General features: G+C 72.0%; 17 protein-coding genes. 10 read left to right on the top strand and 7 right to left on the bottom strand.

The genetic code is table 11. The annotated features are described in order from the left end of the window. Positions 1-168: 168 nt before the first annotated feature. From BLU27_RS02745 to BLU27_RS02710, 7 genes are all read left to right on the top strand, one after another. Complete coding sequence (locus BLU27_RS02745) at positions 169-1533, top strand: hypothetical protein (protein ID WP_172804849.1); 1365 nt, start codon at positions 169-171, stop codon at positions 1531-1533. Next, the gene (locus BLU27_RS02740) at positions 1530-2777 is read left to right on the top strand and encodes a glycosyltransferase family 4 protein (protein ID WP_092650258.1); all 1248 of its coding nucleotides are present in this window, start codon (positions 1530-1532) and stop codon (positions 2775-2777) included. Before BLU27_RS02745 ends, BLU27_RS02740 begins: the two co-directional genes overlap by 4 nt. Positions 2778-3046: 269 nt before the next feature. Continuing rightward, entirely contained in the window at positions 3047-4279 is a 1233-nt protein-coding gene (locus BLU27_RS02730; protein ID WP_092650254.1) for a DegT/DnrJ/EryC1/StrS family aminotransferase, read from the top strand. Positions 4280-4304: 25 nt separating this feature from the next. After that, entirely contained in the window at positions 4305-4967 is a 663-nt protein-coding gene (locus BLU27_RS02725; protein WP_092650252.1) for an acyltransferase, read from the top strand. A 113-nt stretch (positions 4968-5080) separates the two neighbouring features. Beyond that, positions 5081-6151, top strand: coding sequence for a DegT/DnrJ/EryC1/StrS family aminotransferase (locus tag BLU27_RS02720; protein ID WP_092657074.1), 1071 nt, complete (start codon positions 5081-5083; stop codon positions 6149-6151). Further along, on the top strand, positions 6148-7200 hold the full coding sequence (locus BLU27_RS02715) for a Gfo/Idh/MocA family protein (RefSeq protein WP_092650250.1): 1053 nt from the start codon (positions 6148-6150) through the stop codon (positions 7198-7200). The genes BLU27_RS02720 and BLU27_RS02715 overlap by 4 nt, the downstream gene beginning before the upstream one ends. Positions 7201-7436: 236 nt before the next feature. Then, positions 7437-7952, top strand: coding sequence for a DinB family protein (locus BLU27_RS02710; protein WP_241827746.1), 516 nt, complete (start codon positions 7437-7439; stop codon positions 7950-7952). Positions 7953-8236: 284 nt separating this feature from the next. Here BLU27_RS02710 and BLU27_RS02705 read toward each other — a convergent pair whose 3' ends face one another. The 6 genes from BLU27_RS02705 to BLU27_RS02680 form a co-directional block, all read right to left on the bottom strand. Then, positions 8237-8668, bottom strand: a complete 432-nt coding sequence (locus BLU27_RS02705) for a tetratricopeptide repeat protein (protein ID WP_092650246.1) — start codon at positions 8666-8668, stop codon at positions 8237-8239. Between the two features lie 60 nt (positions 8669-8728). Then, the gene (locus BLU27_RS02700; protein WP_092650244.1) at positions 8729-9403 is read right to left on the bottom strand and encodes an FMN reductase; all 675 of its coding nucleotides are present in this window, start codon (positions 9401-9403) and stop codon (positions 8729-8731) included. 4 nt (positions 9404-9407) lie between these two features. Further along, entirely contained in the window at positions 9408-10559 is a 1152-nt protein-coding gene (locus BLU27_RS02695; RefSeq protein ID WP_092650242.1) for an LLM class flavin-dependent oxidoreductase, read from the bottom strand. Positions 10560-10666: 107 nt separating this feature from the next. After that, on the bottom strand, positions 10667-11794 hold the full coding sequence (locus BLU27_RS02690) for a winged helix DNA-binding domain-containing protein (protein ID WP_092650240.1): 1128 nt from the start codon (positions 11792-11794) through the stop codon (positions 10667-10669). A 54-nt stretch (positions 11795-11848) separates the two neighbouring features. Further along, the gene (locus tag BLU27_RS02685) at positions 11849-12580 is read right to left on the bottom strand and encodes a maleylpyruvate isomerase family mycothiol-dependent enzyme (RefSeq protein ID WP_092650238.1); all 732 of its coding nucleotides are present in this window, start codon (positions 12578-12580) and stop codon (positions 11849-11851) included. A 38-nt stretch (positions 12581-12618) separates the two neighbouring features. Next, positions 12619-13125, bottom strand: a complete 507-nt coding sequence (locus BLU27_RS02680; RefSeq protein WP_092650236.1) for a DUF3224 domain-containing protein — start codon at positions 13123-13125, stop codon at positions 12619-12621. A 183-nt stretch (positions 13126-13308) separates the two neighbouring features. On the opposite strand from BLU27_RS02680, the gene BLU27_RS02675 reads away from it, so the two are divergent. Beyond that, positions 13309-14319, top strand: a complete 1011-nt coding sequence (locus BLU27_RS02675; protein WP_092657072.1) for a helix-turn-helix transcriptional regulator — start codon at positions 13309-13311, stop codon at positions 14317-14319. On the opposite strand, the gene BLU27_RS02670 is transcribed toward BLU27_RS02675, so the two are convergent. Next, a complete protein-coding gene (locus BLU27_RS02670) occupies positions 14316-15479 on the bottom strand; it encodes a pyridoxal phosphate-dependent aminotransferase (protein ID WP_092650234.1) in 1164 nt (387 codons plus the stop codon). The genes BLU27_RS02675 and BLU27_RS02670 overlap by 4 nt on opposite strands. A 205-nt stretch (positions 15480-15684) precedes the next feature. On the opposite strand from BLU27_RS02670, the gene BLU27_RS02660 reads away from it, so the two are divergent. Next, a complete protein-coding gene (locus BLU27_RS02660; RefSeq protein WP_157728172.1) occupies positions 15685-16263 on the top strand; it encodes a hypothetical protein in 579 nt (192 codons plus the stop codon). 11 nt (positions 16264-16274) lie between these two features. Further along, positions 16275-17048 carry an SDR family NAD(P)-dependent oxidoreductase gene (locus BLU27_RS02655; RefSeq protein ID WP_092650228.1) on the top strand — a complete coding sequence of 258 codons (774 nt, stop codon included), beginning with the start codon at positions 16275-16277 and terminating at the stop codon, positions 17046-17048. Positions 17049-17067: the final 19 nt, after the last annotated feature.

The raw sequence follows: 17067 nt of genomic DNA, 5'->3' as shown, positions 1-17067 counted from the left end.
ACCGATCAAGCAAAGACCGGCGCGGCGACGACCGGCCCAGCATCGGCCCAAACAGCGACCGGCCCGGCAGCGACCGGCCGGCGCACCGGACGGGCGCACGTCCCGCGACGGCGCCGCACAGACCGCCGGCCGGTCCCGCGGGGCGTGCCGCGGGTCGGTGGCCGCACGGTGGCCTGGCTGGCGGTCTACGCGTTCGGCCTGATGGCGTGCCACTACCTGGTGATCGCGCCGGCGTTCGCCTACCTCGGCTTCGAGAAGGTGCCGCCCAACCCGCTGGTCGGGATCGTGGTGGCGCCGACCTACCTGCTGTGCGCGCGACGGCTTCCGCAGTCGTGGGAACGCCCCTCCGCGATCGTGTACTGGATGCTGTTCCTGGTCGTGGTGGCCCCGGTGCACGTCCTGCCGATGTTCACCACGAACCCGTCCACGGCGGTGTGGCTGATGGTCGGCGGGGTGGCGGCGGCGTTCTGGCTGCTGGGCGGGATCTACTCCGTCCCGCTGTGGGCGTTCCGCCCGCCGGCGATCCCGCCGCGGATCTACTGGCCGGCGTATGCCCTGCTCTGGCTGGTGATGACCGGTGTCGTGGTCGGCTACTACGGCCTGCACCTGCGGCTGGTGACGCTGTCGGAGATCTACGCGGTCCGCGACACCTACCGGGACTCCTTCGGCGAGGTGCCCAAGGTGGCGAAGTACGTCGTCCCCTGGCTCGGCAACGTGATCGCGCCGGTCGCCATCGCCCGCGGTCTGATGACGCGGCGCTGGAGCTGGGCCGCCCTCGGCGTGCTCACCGAGCTGTACCTCGTCTCGCTCACCGGGTTCAAGCAGTTGCTGTTCTCCTCGCTGCTGGCCGCCGGGGTGGTGGTGCTGGCACGGACGACCGACCTCACCCGGATCGGCCGCCGCGTCGGCGTCCTGGCCGGATGCGGGGTGTTCGCGGTCACCGCCATCGACTTCGCCCGCGGCGGGTGGGGCCTGTCGTCGATCCTGGTCCGCAGGCTGGTGCTCACCAGCGCGGTCAACACGAAGTACCACTTCGAGTTCTTCCTGCAGAGTCCCAAGGGACACCTGGGCTACGGCGTGCTGTCGCACTGGGTGAACTATCCGTACGACCTGAAGCCGCCGTTCCTGATCGGCCAGGTCTACTACGGCAATCCGGAAATGAGCGCCAACGCCAACCTGTGGGCCGACGCCTACGCCAACTTCGGGCTGGTGGGGGTCTTCGTGTTCACCGGGATCCTCGCCGCGGTGCTGCACTTCGCCGACAGTGCCGCCCGCGGCCTGCCGGCCGGACTCGCCCTGGCCGCTCTCGCCCAGTCGGCCTTCAGCGTCTCCAACACCGCGATGCTGACGGTCCTCCTCACCCACGGCATGTTGCTGGCGGTGGCCGTCGTCTACCTCATGCCGGCAGGCGACGACGCCACCAGGCGACGGAGCGTCCGCCGGCGAATTCGGCGGCTGATCCGCCGTGGCCTGTCCGAGGCGGGCCGGCCGCGACCACGTCCGCGCCTTTCGGGAGGCCGAGCACCCTCATGAGCCGTGGCGAGAGTTCCCCCCGTCCGCAGGGTTTCCGACGTCCCCAGCGCCCCCGGCGGGTGCTGGTCCTCAACCAGTCCGCGCTCCCGCGGTCGCAGGGCGGAGGCACCCGCCACGTGGAGCTCTTCGGGCGGCTTTCGCGCTGGTCCCACCGCATCGTGGCCGGCAACCGCAACTACACCACCCGGGAGCGCTTCTCCAGCCGGTCGCCGGCGTTCGTGACGGTCCCGGTCCCGAACTACGAGTCCAACGGTCCCGGCCGCGTACTGAACTGGCTGGCGTACGCGGTGGGCGCGCTGGTCGCCGGCCTGCGCTCGGGCCGGTACGACGTGGTGTACGCGTCGTCGCCGCCGCTGCTCACCCCGCTGGCGGGCCGGCTGCTGGCGTGGCTGCGGCGGGTTCCGTTCGTCCTGGAGATCCGGGACCTGTGGCCACGGTCGATGGTGGAGCTCGGCTACCTCGCGGACGGCTCCCGGACGCACCGGATGCTGGTCGCCCTGGAGGGGTTCGTATACCGATCCGCGGACGTGATCGTGGCCGTCGCCGACGGCTGGCAGGACCACTTCGCGGCGTTCGGCGTACGACCGGAGAAGGTCGTACTGATCAGCAACGGCGCCGAACCCGCCGACTTCGTACCCACCGTGTCGCGGGACAAGGCGCGCGCCGACCTCGGCGCGGACGGCTTCGTCGCGGTCTACGCCGGAGCCCACGGTCCCGCCAACGGCCTCGACCTGGTCCTCGACGCGGCCGGACAGCTGTCCGGGTGCACGTTCTTCCTGGTCGGGGATGGCCTGGACAAGGCGCGCCTGGTGACCCGGGCGCGCGAGGAGGGCATCGGCAACGTGCGCTTCCTGCCCGCGGTGCCGAAGGAGCAACTGGCGAACGTGTTCGTCGCCGCCGACGTGGGGCTGCACACGCTCGCCCAGGCGGAGTTGTTCAAGGAGGCGCTGAGCCCGAACAAACTGTACGACTACCTCGCCGCCGGGCTCCCGGTCGTCACCAACGTCGGCGGCGACCTGGAACGCCGGCTGGTCGAGGCCGGATGCGCGGTGCGCGGCTCGGCGGAGCCGGGTGAGCCGTCGCTGCCCGCACTGGTCGCCGCGCTCCGGGGCCTGGGTGAGCTGGGTGCGGACGAGCGGGCGCGGATGGGTGCGCGCGGTCGCGCCTACGTGGAACGGCACGTTTCGCGCACGGTCATGGCGGCGCGTCTGGAAGCCCTGCTGGACGACGCGATCGGTCGATGAGCGGCGCTGCGGTGTGGCCCATTCTCATTCGCCGTAGTGCGGAGACAGGATCTTTCGCCGGGGCGCGCGGGAAGGCCATCCACTTGCCTCCGGTGGGTCGGTGCGTACCAACGCCGGGATGCGGGGACGAGAGGGGTGGACGTCGCGGTCGACGTCCACGGTCGGCCCGGACGCCTCGTACGCGGCCGGCGTCGCCGCCGTACCCATGTGAACCCACGTGGTCGGCCGGGGCGATCCTGCCCGACCTCACCCTGGGAGGCTGACCGCGCATGTTCGGCACGTCTGCCACCTCCGGAGATGCGCTCGCGGTCGCGGGTGGCACCCCCGTCCGAACGGCGGCCTTCCCTCCCTGGCCGGTCTTCGCCGAGGACGAGATCGAGGCGGCGGTGCGGGTGCTCCGGTCGGGCCGGGTCAACTACTGGACGGGCGTGGAGGGGCGGGCGTTCGAACACGAGTTCGCGGCCGCTGTCGGCGCGCCGTACGCGGTGGCGCTGTCCAACGGAACCGTCGCGCTCGAACTCGCCCTGCACGCGGTCGGGGTCGGACCGGGCGACGAGGTGGTCGTACCCGCGCGGACGTTCGTGGCCACCGCCAGTGCCGTGGTGGCGGTCGGCGCCCGGCCGGTGGTCGCCGACATCGACCCGGTGAGTCAGGCGCTCACCGCAGCGACCGTGGAGGCGGTCCGTACGCCGCGGACCCGGGCGGTGATTCCGGTGCATCTGGGCGGCTGGCCGGCGCCGATGGCGGAGTTGATGGCCCTGGCGGCCCGGCACGACCTGGTGGTGGTCGAGGACTGCGCGCAGGCGCACGGCGCGCGGCTGGCCGGCCGGTCGGTCGGAACGCTGGGACACGCGGCGGCGTGGTCGTTCTGCCAGGACAAGATCCTCACCACCTCGGGCGAGGGTGGCGCGGTGACCACCGGCGACGAGGAGATCTGGCGCACAGTGTGGGAACGCAAGGACCACGGCAAGAGCTACGCCGCGGTGTACGAGCGGAGGCACCCGCCGGGGTTCCGGTGGCTGCACGAGTCGTTCGGCACCAACGCGCGGATGACCGAGGTGCAGGCCGCGCAGGGCCGGCGGGCGCTGGCGCGGCTGCCGAAGTGGTCCGAACTCCGTCGCGCGCACGCGGCGGTGCTGGACGAGGGCCTCGCCGACGTGCCCGGACTGCGGGTGCCCGTCCCGCCGCCGGACGTGCGCCACGCGTACTACAAGTACTACGCCTTCGTCCGGCCCGAGCGCCTCGCGCCTGGATGGGACCGGGACGCGGTGATGACCGCGATCGAGGCGGAGGGGGTGCCGTGCCTGCAGGGTGCCTGCGCGGAGATCTACCGCGAGAAGGCGTTCGACAGTGTGGGCCGGCCCGAACACCCGCTGCCGGTCGCCCGCGAACTCGGCGAGACCTCGCTGATGTGGATGGTGCATCCCACGCTGACCAAGCGGGAGATCGACGACACCGTGGAGGCGATCCGGAAGGTGATGCGCGTCGCGGCCCCGGAATGAGCCGCGATGATTACGCTCTGAGTTCATGTCCGCACTTTTCGTTGCCAACTCCGCCGACGTGCACTCGACGGCGCGGGTCGGTGAAGGGACCGCTGTGTGGCACCTGGCGCAGGTCCGGGAGGACGCCGTCATCGGCGCGGACTGCATCGTCGGCCGCGGCGCCTACGTCGGTGCCGGCGTCCGGATCGGTGACCGGGTCAAGATGCAGAACCACGCGCTGGTGTACGAGCCGGCGGTGCTGGAGGACGGCGTCTTCGTCGGACCCGCGGTGGTGCTGACCAACGACCAGTACCCGCGTTCGGTCGACCCGGACGGCACGCTCAAACGCGCGGCCGACTGGGAGGCGGTCGGGGTGACGGTCCGCGAGGGCGCCTCGCTCGGCGCCCGGTCGGTGTGCGTCGCGCCGGTGACGGTCGGCCGGTGGGCGATGGTGGCCGCGGGCGCCGTCGTCGTACAGGACGTACCGGACTTCGCCCTGGTGGTCGGGGTACCAGCGCGCAGGGTCGGGTGGGTCGGCCGTGCGGGGGTACGACTGGAGGGCAGGGGCGCCGGACGCTGGCTGTGTCCGCGTACGGGTGCCACGTACACCGAGCGCGGAGGTCTCCTGCGCGAGGACGTGCACGACGGGAGACGCGAGGGCCGCCGGGGCCGCGAGGTCGAGAGCAGTAGTGCGGGCCGTGAGCAGTAGCGGGGGCCGGGAGCGAGCCCAGGACGACCACGGGGGTCGATGACGTGAGCAACAACGGGGCGGTACGAGAAGGGGTGCCGGGCGACGTACTGCCCGACCCGATCCCGGCCGCGATGCCGATGATCGGCGCGGAGGAACGTGCCGCGGTCGACCGGGTCCTCGCCAGCGGCATGCTGGTGCAGGGCCGGGAGGTCGCCGTGTTCGAGCAGGAGTTCTCGGCCCTGGTCGACGACCGGCCCTGCGTGGCGGTCAACGCCGGGACGAGCGCCCTGCACCTCGGTCTGCTGGCGGCCGGTGTCGGGCCGGGCGACGAGGTGATCGTGCCGTCGTTCACGTTCGCCGCCACCGCCAACTCCGTGGCGCTGACCGGGGCGACGCCGGTGTTCGCCGACATCGAACCCGACCACTTCTGCCTGGCCCCCGCGGCGGTCGAGGCTGCCGTGACGGCGCGCACGGTCGGGATCATGCCGGTGCACCTCTACGGCCACCCGGCGGACCTGACCGCGCTGACCCGGCTCGCCGACCGCTACGGCCTGGCGCTCTTCGAGGACGCGTGTCAAGCCCACCTTGCACGGTGGGCGGGCCGGCCGGTCGGCGCGTTCGGCACCTTCGGTGCGTTCAGCTTCTACCCCACCAAGAACATGACCACCGGCGAGGGCGGCATGGTGGTGTGCGCGGACGAGGACCTCGCCCGCACGGTTCGGCTGCTGCGCAACCAGGGCATGGAACGCAGGTACGAGAACGAACTCGTCGGCTTCAACGCCCGGATGACCGACGTGGCGGCCGCGATCGGGCGGGTCCAGCTGGCCCGAATCGAGGGGTGGACCAAACAGCGCCGGGCCAACGCCGCGTACCTCGACGCCCAGTTGGCCGGGGTCGCCGGCCTGGTCACTCCGCGGGTGGCCGGTGACGCCGAGCACGTCTATCACCAGTACACCGTGCGGCTGCCCGACCGGGACGGTGTGCAGGCGCGCCTCGCCCAGGCGGGGGTGGGCACCGGCGTCTACTACCCGATCCCGAACCACCGGCTTCGGTCGTTCGCAGAAGCTTCCGGACGTGACCTCGACCTGCCGGAGACCGAGCGGGCCAGCCGGGAGGTGATCTCGCTGCCGGTGCACCCGGGCCTGTCCGACCGCGACCTGGCGCAGGTCGTGGCCGAGGTGACCGGGGCGGTGTCCGGATGAGAGCGCTGCGGGCCGGGCTGTTGGGCCTGGGCATGATGGGCCGCCACCACGCGCGGGTGCTGCGGTCGCTGGACGGCGTGGAGCTGGTCGCGGTCGCCGATCCAGGCGGTGACCCGCACGGCGTGGCGGGCGGGCTGGACGTGCTGCCCGACGTGGAGAAGCTGGTCACCGCGGGCATCGACCTGTGTGTGGTCGCCGTACCCACCGCGTTCCACGAGGAGGTAGGTCTGGTGCTCGCCGCCGCCGGGGTGCACGCGCTGGTGGAGAAGCCGCTGGCGAGCACGGTGGAGGGCGCGGAGAAGCTGGCCGCGGCGTTCGAGGCGCAGGGGCTGGTCGGCTGTGTCGGGCACATCGAGCGCTACAACCCCGCGTTGCAGGCTCTCCGGGGCCGCCTCGACCACGGCGAACTCGGCGAGATCTACCAGGTGATCACCCGCCGGCAGGGCCCGTTCCCCAACCGCATCGCCGACGTCGGCGTGACCAAGGACCTCGCCACCCACGACATCGACTCCACCGCGTGGGTCACCCGCGGGCGTTACCTGTCGGTGTCGGCCCGTACCGCGCACAAGAGCGGCCGGGAGTACGAGGACCTGGTGGCGGTGGTCGGCCAGCTCGACGACGGCACGGTGGTCAACCATCTGGTCAACTGGCTGTCCCCGATGAAGGAACGCGTCACCGTGGTCACCGGCGAACGAGGCGCGTTCGTCGCGGACACGATCGCGGCCGACCTGACGTTCCATGCCAACGGTCTCCGCCCGTTGGAGTGGGAGACGATGGCGTCGTTCCGCGGAGTCACCGAAGGCGACATGATCCGGTACGCCATCCCCAAACCGGAACCCCTGCGTACCGAACTCACCGCCTTCCGGGACGCGATCCTGCGCAACCGCGACGGAGCCGGCCCGGACCTGGAGACAGACACGCACACGGACGCGGATCCGAGTACCGGTGGCGGCGACGTGGTGGGAATGCGGGAGGGGCTGGCGATCGTCGAGGTCGCCGAGGCGATCCTGCGGTCGGCCGCGCAGGGCCGCACTGTCGGCCTCGGCTGACGCCGGCCCTCCGCGCTGGGCCGTGCTCTCGGCCTCAGCGCTCAACTGTCGACGTACGGTCGGCGAACCTGGGGACGGGACGGCCCCGGTATGAGGGTCTCGCGCCGGCGTCTGACGTGAGCCGTCAGGTGTGATCGCGCCGGTGCGAACGTACTCGTGACCGCCGGGGGTCCGGACGACGCCGCCACCGGAACTCCGGCGGGCACTCTTCGGCGGTGATGGCTAGGGTCTGGCTCGTGAGTGAACCCTCCGAGCCCGACTACGCTCTCACCGATCCCCGCGACCTCTTGGCCGGCTTCCTCGACTACTACCGCGACGTCGTGATTCGTAAGCTCGACGGCCTGTCCGAGCAGGAGTTGCGAACCAGCCGGCTTCCGTCGGGTTGGACGCCGCTCCAACTGCTCAAACACCTCACCAACGTCGAACGCCGCTGGCTGGTGTGGGGCTTCCTGGCGGAGCCGGTCGCCGACCCTTGGGCGGACGACGGGCCGGACGGACGATGGCTTGTGCGCCCGGAGGAGTCCGTGGACGATGTGCTGTCGGCGTTCCACGCGCAGGCAGCGCGTTCCAGGGAGATCGTGGCCGGCGGGGCGCTTTCGGACCTGTCCGCGCTCGGTGGCAGGTTTCCCGCGGACGTGGACGCCCAGCCGTCGTTGGGCTGGATCCTCTTCCACGTGCTGCAGGAGTACGCGAGGCACGCAGGCCACCTCGACGTCGCTCGCGAGCTTGCCGACGGCGCAGTCGGGGAGTGACGCCGGGATCCAGTCCATATTGGACGTGGACAACACCACGTCGTTGCCGGCGGTGACCATGCCCAAGGCATCCAGCAACGGATGGGGCGGGAGTGCGCCGCCTCCGCTGCGAGGAGACTCGTGGGTAGTCGAAGACACGCTCGAACCCTACCGGCCATCACCGACAAGTAGCCCGTTGTCCACAAGGGAAATCGTCGTCGCCACCCAGTTGAAAAGGCCCTGTGGACCAGAATCGTGTGATCCTGGTCCACAGGGCGGCAGTTCGTCGCGCGTCGAGCACGCGGCTATGCGTCGGCGGTGAACGCGTCCGCTCTGCGCAGCCAGGTCCGGGCCTCATCGGGGCGGTTCTGACGCTCCAGAACCCTGCCCAGCAACAGGTGTGCGTACGGCTCCACCGGGTCGTGCTCGATCAGTGTGCGCAGTTGCTTCTCGGCCCGGTTCAGCTGAGCCGAGTGGTAGTACGCACGAGCGAGCAGGAGCCGGGCCGCGGTGTGACGGGGGAACTCCTCGACGAGCCCGGCCAGCAGGCGCGCGGCCTCGATGTAGCGGCGCTCCTCGAACATCAGGCCTGCGCGTTCCCACCGGTCCGCGGGCGTCTCCTCAGTGGGGTCGGCCCGGCCGGCCTGGTCAGTCCGGTCGAAGAGGTGGAGCGCCCCGGCCCAGCGGTCGGCCGTGGCCTCGCCGTCGGGGCGGAAGGTGTTGAACCTCTCGGTCATCGCGGTCCCTCCGAAGTGCTCGAGTGGCAGGTGACTGGGGTAGGGCCTGGGGTGACGCTTCTAGTCGGGTCTCAGTGCGGCCAGGTACTGCTCGAACGGAACGACGGTCTCTTCCGTGGCGCGGGGCGTGCCGTTCACCTGTCCGTCGTCTGCGGCACGTACGTCGCCCTGCGTTCGGCCGGCCAGCAGGTCGGCGAGTTCGCCCGCGGCGCGCTCGATCCGGATGGGCAGTCCCTCGGTCATCGAGTCGCCGCGCCCGCCCCAGTCCTCCGCGGCCGCGTACACCGCGGTGGGTACGACGACCGCACGCAGGTACGCGAACAGCGGCCGCAGCGCGTGCTCCAGGGCAAGTGAGTGCCGCGCCGTTCCACCGGTCGCGGCGGCAAGCACCGGCGTACCTGTCAACGCGTCGTTGTCGAGAACGTCGAAGAACGACTTGAACAACCCACTGTAGGAGGCGGAGAACACCGGGGTGACGGCGATCAGGCCGTCCGCCTCCGACACCGACGCGAGAGCGTCGGCCAGCCGCCGCGAGGGGAAGCCGGCCACCAGGTTGTTGGCGACGTCGGTGGCCAGGTCGCGGAGTTCGACCACCGTGACCTCCACGTCCCGCCCCCGGCCGGCCAGTGCCCGCCGGGTCGCGTCGGTGAGGCGGTCGGCCAGCAGCCGGGTGGACGAGGGGACGCCCAGCCCGGCCGAAACGACCGTGAGCCGTAGCGGCGTACGCGCGTTCACGGGATCAACTCCTCACGCTCTGGGCGTTCTCGGTGTTCTTGTTGCGCTCGGTGTTCTCGGCGGACCCGTCGGACTCACCGCTCCCGGCGCGGCGCGCCAGCAGGGACGCGTGCGTGGGAGCCTCCGGTACGCCGGCCGGGCGGCCCTTGGCGAACTCCTCCCGCAGCACCGGCACGACCTGTTCGCCGAGCAGGTCGAGCTGTTCCAGCACCGTCTTCAGTGGCAATCCGGCGTGGTCCATCAGGAACAACTGCCGCTGGTAGTCGCCGAACGTCTCGCGGAAGGTCAGCGTCTTCTCGATGACCTGCTGCGGGCTGCCGACCGTCAGCGGGGTCTCCCGGGTGAAGTCCTCCAGCGACGGCCCGTGCCCGTAGACAGGGGCGTTGTCGAAGTACGGCCGGAACTCACGGACCGCGTCCTGGGAGTTGGCCCGCATGAACACCTGCCCGCCGAGGCCGACGATCGCCTGTTCCGGCGTGCCGTGGCCGTAGTGGGCGTAGCGCGTGCGGTACAGGTTGATGAGCCGGCGGAAGTGGTCCTTCGGCCAGAAGATGTTGTTGGCGAAGAAGCCGTCCCCGTAGTAGGCGGCCTGCTCCGCGATCTCCGGGCTGCGGATGGACCCGTGCCAGACGAACGGCGGCACGCCGTCCAGCGGTCGCGGGGTGGAGGTGAAGCCCTGCAGCGGCGTGCGGAACCGCCCCTCCCAGTCCACGACATCCTCCCGCCACAGGCGGTGCAGCAACGCGTAGTTCTCCACCGCCAGCGGGATGCCCTGCCGGATGTCCTGCCCGAACCACGGGTAGACCGGGCCGGTGTTGCCGCGGCCGAGCATGAGGTCCACCCGCCCGTCGGCCAGGTGCTGCAGCATCGCGAAGTCCTCGGCGATCTTCACCGGGTCGTTCGTGGTGATCAGCGTGGTCGACGTGGACAGGATGAGCTTCTGCGTACGGGCGGCGATCCAGCCGAGCATCGTGGTGGGGGAGGACGGCACGAACGGCGGGTTGTGGTGCTCGCCGGTGGCGAAGACGTCGAGCCCGACCTCCTCGGCCTTGAGCGCGATTGCGGTCATCGCCTTGATCCGCTCGTGCTCGGTCGGTGCCCGGCCGGTGGTGGGGTCCACGGTCACGTCGCCGACGGTGAAGATGCCGAACTGCACGGCTGCCGCCTCCCTAGATCGTTCAACTTTCAACTGATCTGCTTCAGCGTTCAGCGCCGTGCGGGTATTCCCGGTCCGCCGGCGGCTCCCGGCCGCCGGCGGATTTGTCAGGATTCGTACGTCACGGCAGCCTCCGTGAGTCCGCGGACACCGGCCATCCGGTCGGCCTCCTCCGTGACCAGCGCCCGCTCGGCCTTGCTGATCCGGCCGAACTCCCGCACTGTCACCGCCAGCCCTTTCCGGCCCGCGGCCTTAGCCCGCCACACCCCGGCGACGTCGCCGCGGACCAGCAGGACACCGGGGTTGCCGAGGATCTTCCAGACCTCCTTCTGCCGCGCCGGGTCGGGAACCAGCAGGTCGCGGTCGCGCGACTGCAGGAACGGGTCCAGCGGCGGCAGCAGGCGCACGTGGTCGGGCACGGGCGCCCCGCGCAGCGCGGCGAGGTCCTCCTCCGGCAGCCAGCACTTCCGGCCGTCGGCACGAACCTCGACCAGCCCGTCCGGCCAGCTGTGCCGAAGCTCCGCCTGCGAGGTGCCGAAGTAGCTCGCCGCGTCGCCGGCCGTCGCGGGGCCGTGCAGCCGGAGGTAGGCGAGGACGAGGTCGGCGGTCCCGGCCGGCTTGGTGGGCACCGCGGGCCGCTTCTCCAGCGGCGCCAGCACCGGCGGGGAGGTGTCGAACTCCTGGCGTACGCCGGCGGGCAGGCCGACCTGCTGCAGCAGCCCGCCGTAGACGTGGCGTGCCTTGCAGGTCCGGCAGTCGTAGGCGTACGCGTCCGGCAGCTTCCGCGTGACCGCGGCGCTCACCTCGCCCTTGGGCATCGGCCTGGTCACCACCGTCCGCAGCGCCCTGGCCGCCGTGGCGAACGCCTCCAGTGCGCCGATGCCCGCCTCCTTGAGCGGTTTGCGTTCGGCGGCGAGCCTGGAGTGCGCGTCGGCCTCACTGCGGGGCCACAGCGCCCGGGCCAGGTGGGTGAGGTCGCCGCGCCGGTGCAGGTGAGGCGCTCCCCGTACCGACCACAGCATCGCGTATGCACCTCCGTCGGCGAACGGGTCGGCGTCCCCCTCCGGCAGCCGGGGAAGCCGGGCGCCGAGGGCCAGCCGGGCGGTGTGCGCGGCGCTGTGCTGCACGCCGAGGTCGAGGACTCCCAGCTTGGCCGGATCGTCGGTGGACCGGTCCAGACCCTGCGCGGCGGCGCGGTACGCCAGCACCTGCTGCCGCCCGAACTCGAGCGCCATGACTCCACTCCTTCTCCGGTGTCCCGGACTTCGACTCGCCCGGCCCGGGCCGGACTACTCGCCCCGCAACGGAGTGTCGCGGTAGCTCCCGAACAGTGCCAGCGAGTCCAGCACCGGCTCGGGGTCACCGTCCCAGTCCATGGCGCGCACCTGGTCGCGGGTGCGCCGGCCACCGATCGTGCGGAGCAGGTCGTACGCCGACGCCCGCAGCGTGGCGACCGGCTCGCCCTCACCGATGATCCGTTGCTCCTCGTCGCCGATCACCAGCCGGAAGGCCGGCCCGCCCGACTGGCGCAGCCGCTGGTCGATCTGGTCCAGCGGCCTGTCCAGGCCGGCCCGCACACTCTGGTCCGAACGCGCACCGGGTCGCCCGAGGGCGCACCGCAGGTCCTGTTCGTGGGAGACGACCTCCGCGACGAGAACACCACCCATCGGCGAGGCGAGCAGGTCGCCGGCGCGCGCCCGGTGCCGCTCCCACTCCGCGAGCGACTCGGCCACGGCCTGCCCCTGGCGTTCGCGCACGGTCCGCTCCCCGAAGTCGTCGCCGTCGGCCACGTCGAACCGCCGGGCAAGAAAGTCGGCCAGCGCCCCCGCAAGGTGCGCGGCCAGCGCCTCGACGGTCCAGCCCGGGCAGGCGTCGACGGGCGTGCTCGGGTCGGCGTCGCGAAGCAGGGCCGCGGTCCGGGCCATGCAGGCGTCGTACAACTCGGCGGTGGACTGGCCGGCGGGCTGTTCGCCGGCGGGATCGTGCTGCGCTTCCGGCTCGGGCCGGACGGTGTCACTCATCGCGGGGCTCCTTTGCTCCGGCGGTCTGGCTGTCGGTTTCAGTGCTGCCGTTCGTCGAACGTGTGGTCGAATGTGTACACCACGGCACCGACACCCTGCTCGGCGACGAAGCTTCCCCGGCCGCGCAGACCGGCGAGTTCGCCGGTGGCCGACCCGGGCACGACGGTCCAGTCGGCGCGTACCGTCGTGCCGGCGAACGCGCCGTCGTGGGCGAGGACGAAGCTGCCCGTACGCCCGCCGACGGTGCCGGTCACCTTCTCGTAGCCGTGGTAGCGGCCGGCGCCCCACTGCCCCTCACCCGGCCCGTAGAACATCACGTGGTGAGCTGTGCCGGTGCCGTCGATCGCGCCGGTGAAGGTGTTGGTGGTGTACGCGTGCGCCACCCGCGGAGACTCCTCGTCCGGCTCGGGCCGGGTCTCCTCCCACGCCGTGGAGGCGAACGTGCCGCCCGGCTCGGTGCCGGCGCGCCGGTCGCCGGCCGCGCTCGCGGTAACGGTGGTCGCGCTCGGGGTGCTGGGCGCCGGAGCGTTCGAAGAGGCTGACATGGGTGGGTTCTCCCTGGTTCGTCGTTGATGCTCATGCCCATCGCCGGGCACGTGGCCAACCCTTGCCGGGATACCTGCCACGTACTGTCAGGTACGTACGAGAACATTCCAACGAACGCCCCGGGGACCGGACCGGAGTACGAAGCGCCCGAGCCCAGGACTCGAGGGATGGAAGGAGCGGAGGTGCGCGCCAGTCGACTGCTGTCCCTGCTGCTCCTGCTCCAGACCCGCGGCCGGATGACCGCGCCCGAGCTGGCCCGGGAGCTGGAGGTGTCGGTCCGCACCGTCTACCGCGACGTCGAGTCGCTGTCGGCCGCCGGCGTCCCGGTCTACGCCGACCGCGGCCCGGCCGGCGGCTACCAGCTGCTCGGCGGGTTCCGGACGAAGCTCACCGGGCTGACCGGCGACGAGGCGGAGTCGCTGTTCGCCGGCATCCCGGACGACGCGGCGGCAGAGCTCGGCCTCGGCTCGGTGCTCGCGGCCGCGCAGGTGAAGCTGCTGGCCGCGCTGCCGCCGGAGCTGCGCTCGCGCGCCGGCCGGATCCGGGAGCGGTTCCACCTGGACGCGCCGAACTGGTTCCGCGAGGTGGAACGGCCCGAGCACCTGGCGGCGCTGGCCGAGGCGGTGTGGAACCAGCAGCTGGTCGAGGCGCGCTACGAGCCGTGGGGCCGGGACGAGGTGACCCGCGCGCTGGAGCCGTACGGCCTGGTCCTCAAGACCGGAGTCTGGTACGTCGCGGCCCGCGTCGACGGCGCCTTCCGCAGCTACCGGGTCGGCCGGATCCGCGCGCTCACCCTGCGGCCGGACCGCTTCGAACGCGCCGCCGACTTCGACCTCGCCGCCTACTGGGCGGCCTGGGCCGAGGACTACCGCGCCCGGCTGTTCCGTTCCGAGGCCGTGGTCCGGCTGTCACCGCTGGCCCGCGACCTGGTGCCGTACTACCTCGGCCCGCACGCGGCCCGGGCGCTGCGTGAGACCGCCGGGCCGCCGGACGAGTACGGGTGGGTGCGCGCGACGCTGCCGATCGAGACGCCCACCCACGCGCGGATGGAGTTCTTCCGGTTCGGCCCGGACCTCGAGGTGCTGGAACCACCGGAGCTGCGGGACCTGATGGTGCGCAGTGCCGCCGAGGTCACCCGGCTGTACGCCGACGGCCCGAGGGAGCCCGTCGGCCCGGCCGCCGAGGATCCCTAGCGCGGACCGCCACGCAGGCCGGACCGCAGCCGCTCCACCGCCTCCGACAACACCTCGTCCCGCTTGCAGAACGCCCAGCGCACCAGGGGCCGCCCGGCCTGCTTGTCGTCGTAGAACACCTCGTGCGGGATGGCGACCACGCCGCAGCGTTCGGGCAGCATTCGGCAGAACTCCACGCCGTCGTCGTAGCCGAGCGGGCGTACGTCGGTGGTGACGAAGTAGGTCCCGCCGGGCACGAACACGTCCAGCCCGAGGGACGACAGCCCCTCGCTGAGCAGGTCGCGCTTCCCCTGCATGGAAGCCCGCAGGCCGTCGTAGTAGTCGTCACCGAACGCCAGCGCCTCGGCGACCGCCGGCTGGAACGGCCCGCCGGAGACGTAGGTGAGGAACTGCTTGGCGGTGCGCACCGCGGCCACCAGGGGCGGCGTGGCGCAGACCCAACCGATCTTCCAGCCGGTGACGGCGAACGTCTTCCCGGCGCTGGAGATGGTCACGGTCCGCTCACGCATTCCGGGGTACGTCGCGAGCGGGATGTGCGGCGCGCCGTCGTAGGACAGGTGCTCGTACACCTCGTCGGTCACCACCAGCAGGTCGCGCTCGACGGCGAGCTCGGCGATCGCGGCCAGCTCGTCCGCGGTGAGCACGGTCCCGGTCGGGTTGTGCGGTGAGTTGACCAGCAGCAGCTTGGTCCGCGAGGTGACCGCGGCGCGCAGCGCGTCGACGTCGAGCCGGAAGTCCGGCGCCCGCAACGTGACGGGTACGCGCCGACCCCCGGCCATCGCGATCCCGGCCGCGTAGGAGTCGTAGTAGGGCTCCAGCGCGACCACCTCGTCGCCGGGCTCGACCAGGGCCAGGAGCGCGGCCGCGATCGCCTCGGTCGCGCCGGCGGTGACGAGCACCTCGGTGTCGGGGTCGTACTCCAGGTCGTAGAAGCGGCGCTGGTGCGCGGACACCGCCTCGCGCAGGGCGGCGATGCCGATGCCCGGCGGGTACTGGTTGTGGTCACCGGACCTGATCGCGTCGACCGCGGCGTCCAGCATGCGCGTCGGGCCGTCGGTGTCGGGGAAGCCCTGGCCGAGGTTGATCGAGGAGGTTCGCAGCGCGAGCGCCGACATCTCTGCGAAGATCGTCGTTCCGAGACCCTGCAGGCGGGCGGCCATCCGTGGGTGCGTCACGGTGACCGACCTTACTGCCGGAAGCCGCCGCGCTCAGCCTGGAGCGGCCACCGGCAGCGCATCCGGCGGATGCGCGAGCGGGGCTCCGTCCGGGGTCGGTCGCGCGCCGCGACCGGCACCGATGGCATGGTGGCAGTCGGTAGGCGTACCCGCGTTGGCGAGGATGAGGACACACGACCAGGAGGTCCGCATGAGCGAGACGAACTCGGCCGGGCCCGGCACGTCCGGGACCTCCGGCACGTCCGGCAGGTCCGGGGCCTCCGGCATGTCCGGGATGCCACCGATGCCCGCGTGGCCTCGCGGCGAGGAGGACGCGCCCGCGCGGCCGGCCGAGCGTCCCCGCGTCGTCCAGCTCGCCGTCTACCTCATGTATCTCGGTGCCGCGCTGTCGGCGGTGTCGGCGATCGCGGTGTTCGGTTCCCGCGACCGGCTCGCCAACGACGCCCGCGAGATGCTCCGCGGGCAGAAGCAGCCGCTCACCCCCGACAAGATCGACGCGACCGTCAACACCAGCCTGACGTTGTACGTCGTGTTCGGCGTGCTGGCCGTGGCGCTGTGGATCCTGATGGCGGTGATGAACGGCAAGGGGCAGCCCCGGGCCCGGGTCGTCGCCACGGTCCTCGCGGTCGCGAACGTCTTCAACACCGTCCTGACCGGCCTTTCCATCGTGGGGCTCGCCCTCCTCCTCACCGGTACCGCGGCGGCCGTGATGCTGTGGCTGCCGGCCGCCCGCCCCTGGTTCACCACGACCCGGCGCCTGCGCGTCTGAGTCCGGAGACCATGCCTACCGCTCTCGTCACCGGACCCACCGCCGGCCTCGGCCGCGCCTACGCCGAGGCCTTCGCCGGTCGTGGCTTCGACCTCGTGCTCGTGGCCCGCGACCGGGCCAGGCTCGGATCTCTCGCCACCGAGCTTTCCGGCCGGTTCGGGGTGAACTGCGAGGTCCTCCCGGCCGACCTGGCCGACAAGGCCGACCTGCGTACGGTCGAGGAACGCCTGCGCACCGGCGAGCCGCCGGTCGACCTGCTGGTCAACAACGCCGGTTACGGACTGGGCGAAGGCTTCCTGGACAGCGGCTCCGACGACGAGGAACGCCTTCTCGACGTACTCGTCGTCGCGGTGCTGCGGCTCACCAAGGCGGCCCTGCCCGGCATGCTGGCGCGCCGTACCGGTGCGGTGATCAACGTCTCCAGCGTGGCCGGGTTCGCGCCGTACGGCACCTACGGCGCGGCGAAGGCCTGGGTCACGACGTTCACCGAGGGGGTCGCGAACGACCTGAGGGGCACCGGTGTGCGCGCGTTCGCGGTGTGCCCGGGCTACGTGCGTACGGAGTTCCACCAGCGGTCCGGCCTGCGCGTGCGGGGACTGCCGAACTTCATGTGGCTGACCCCACCCGAGGTCGTCGAGGCCACCCTGCGCCACCTGGACTCGGGCCGGGCCGGCCCGGTGGTGGTGCCGACGACCCGCTACCAGATGGTCGCCGGTGCCGCACGATACGCGCCGCGGCCGTTGGTGCGAGCCGCCGCCCGCGGCGTGCGGATGCGCCGGCGCTGACGCCTACTGCGCAGGGACA

Source organism: Actinopolymorpha singaporensis (genome assembly GCF_900104745.1).
Classification (GTDB): domain Bacteria; phylum Actinomycetota; class Actinomycetes; order Propionibacteriales; family Actinopolymorphaceae; genus Actinopolymorpha; species Actinopolymorpha singaporensis.
The sequence above is the reverse complement of the archived record's forward strand: the minus strand, read 5'-3'. Positions and strand labels throughout refer to the sequence as shown.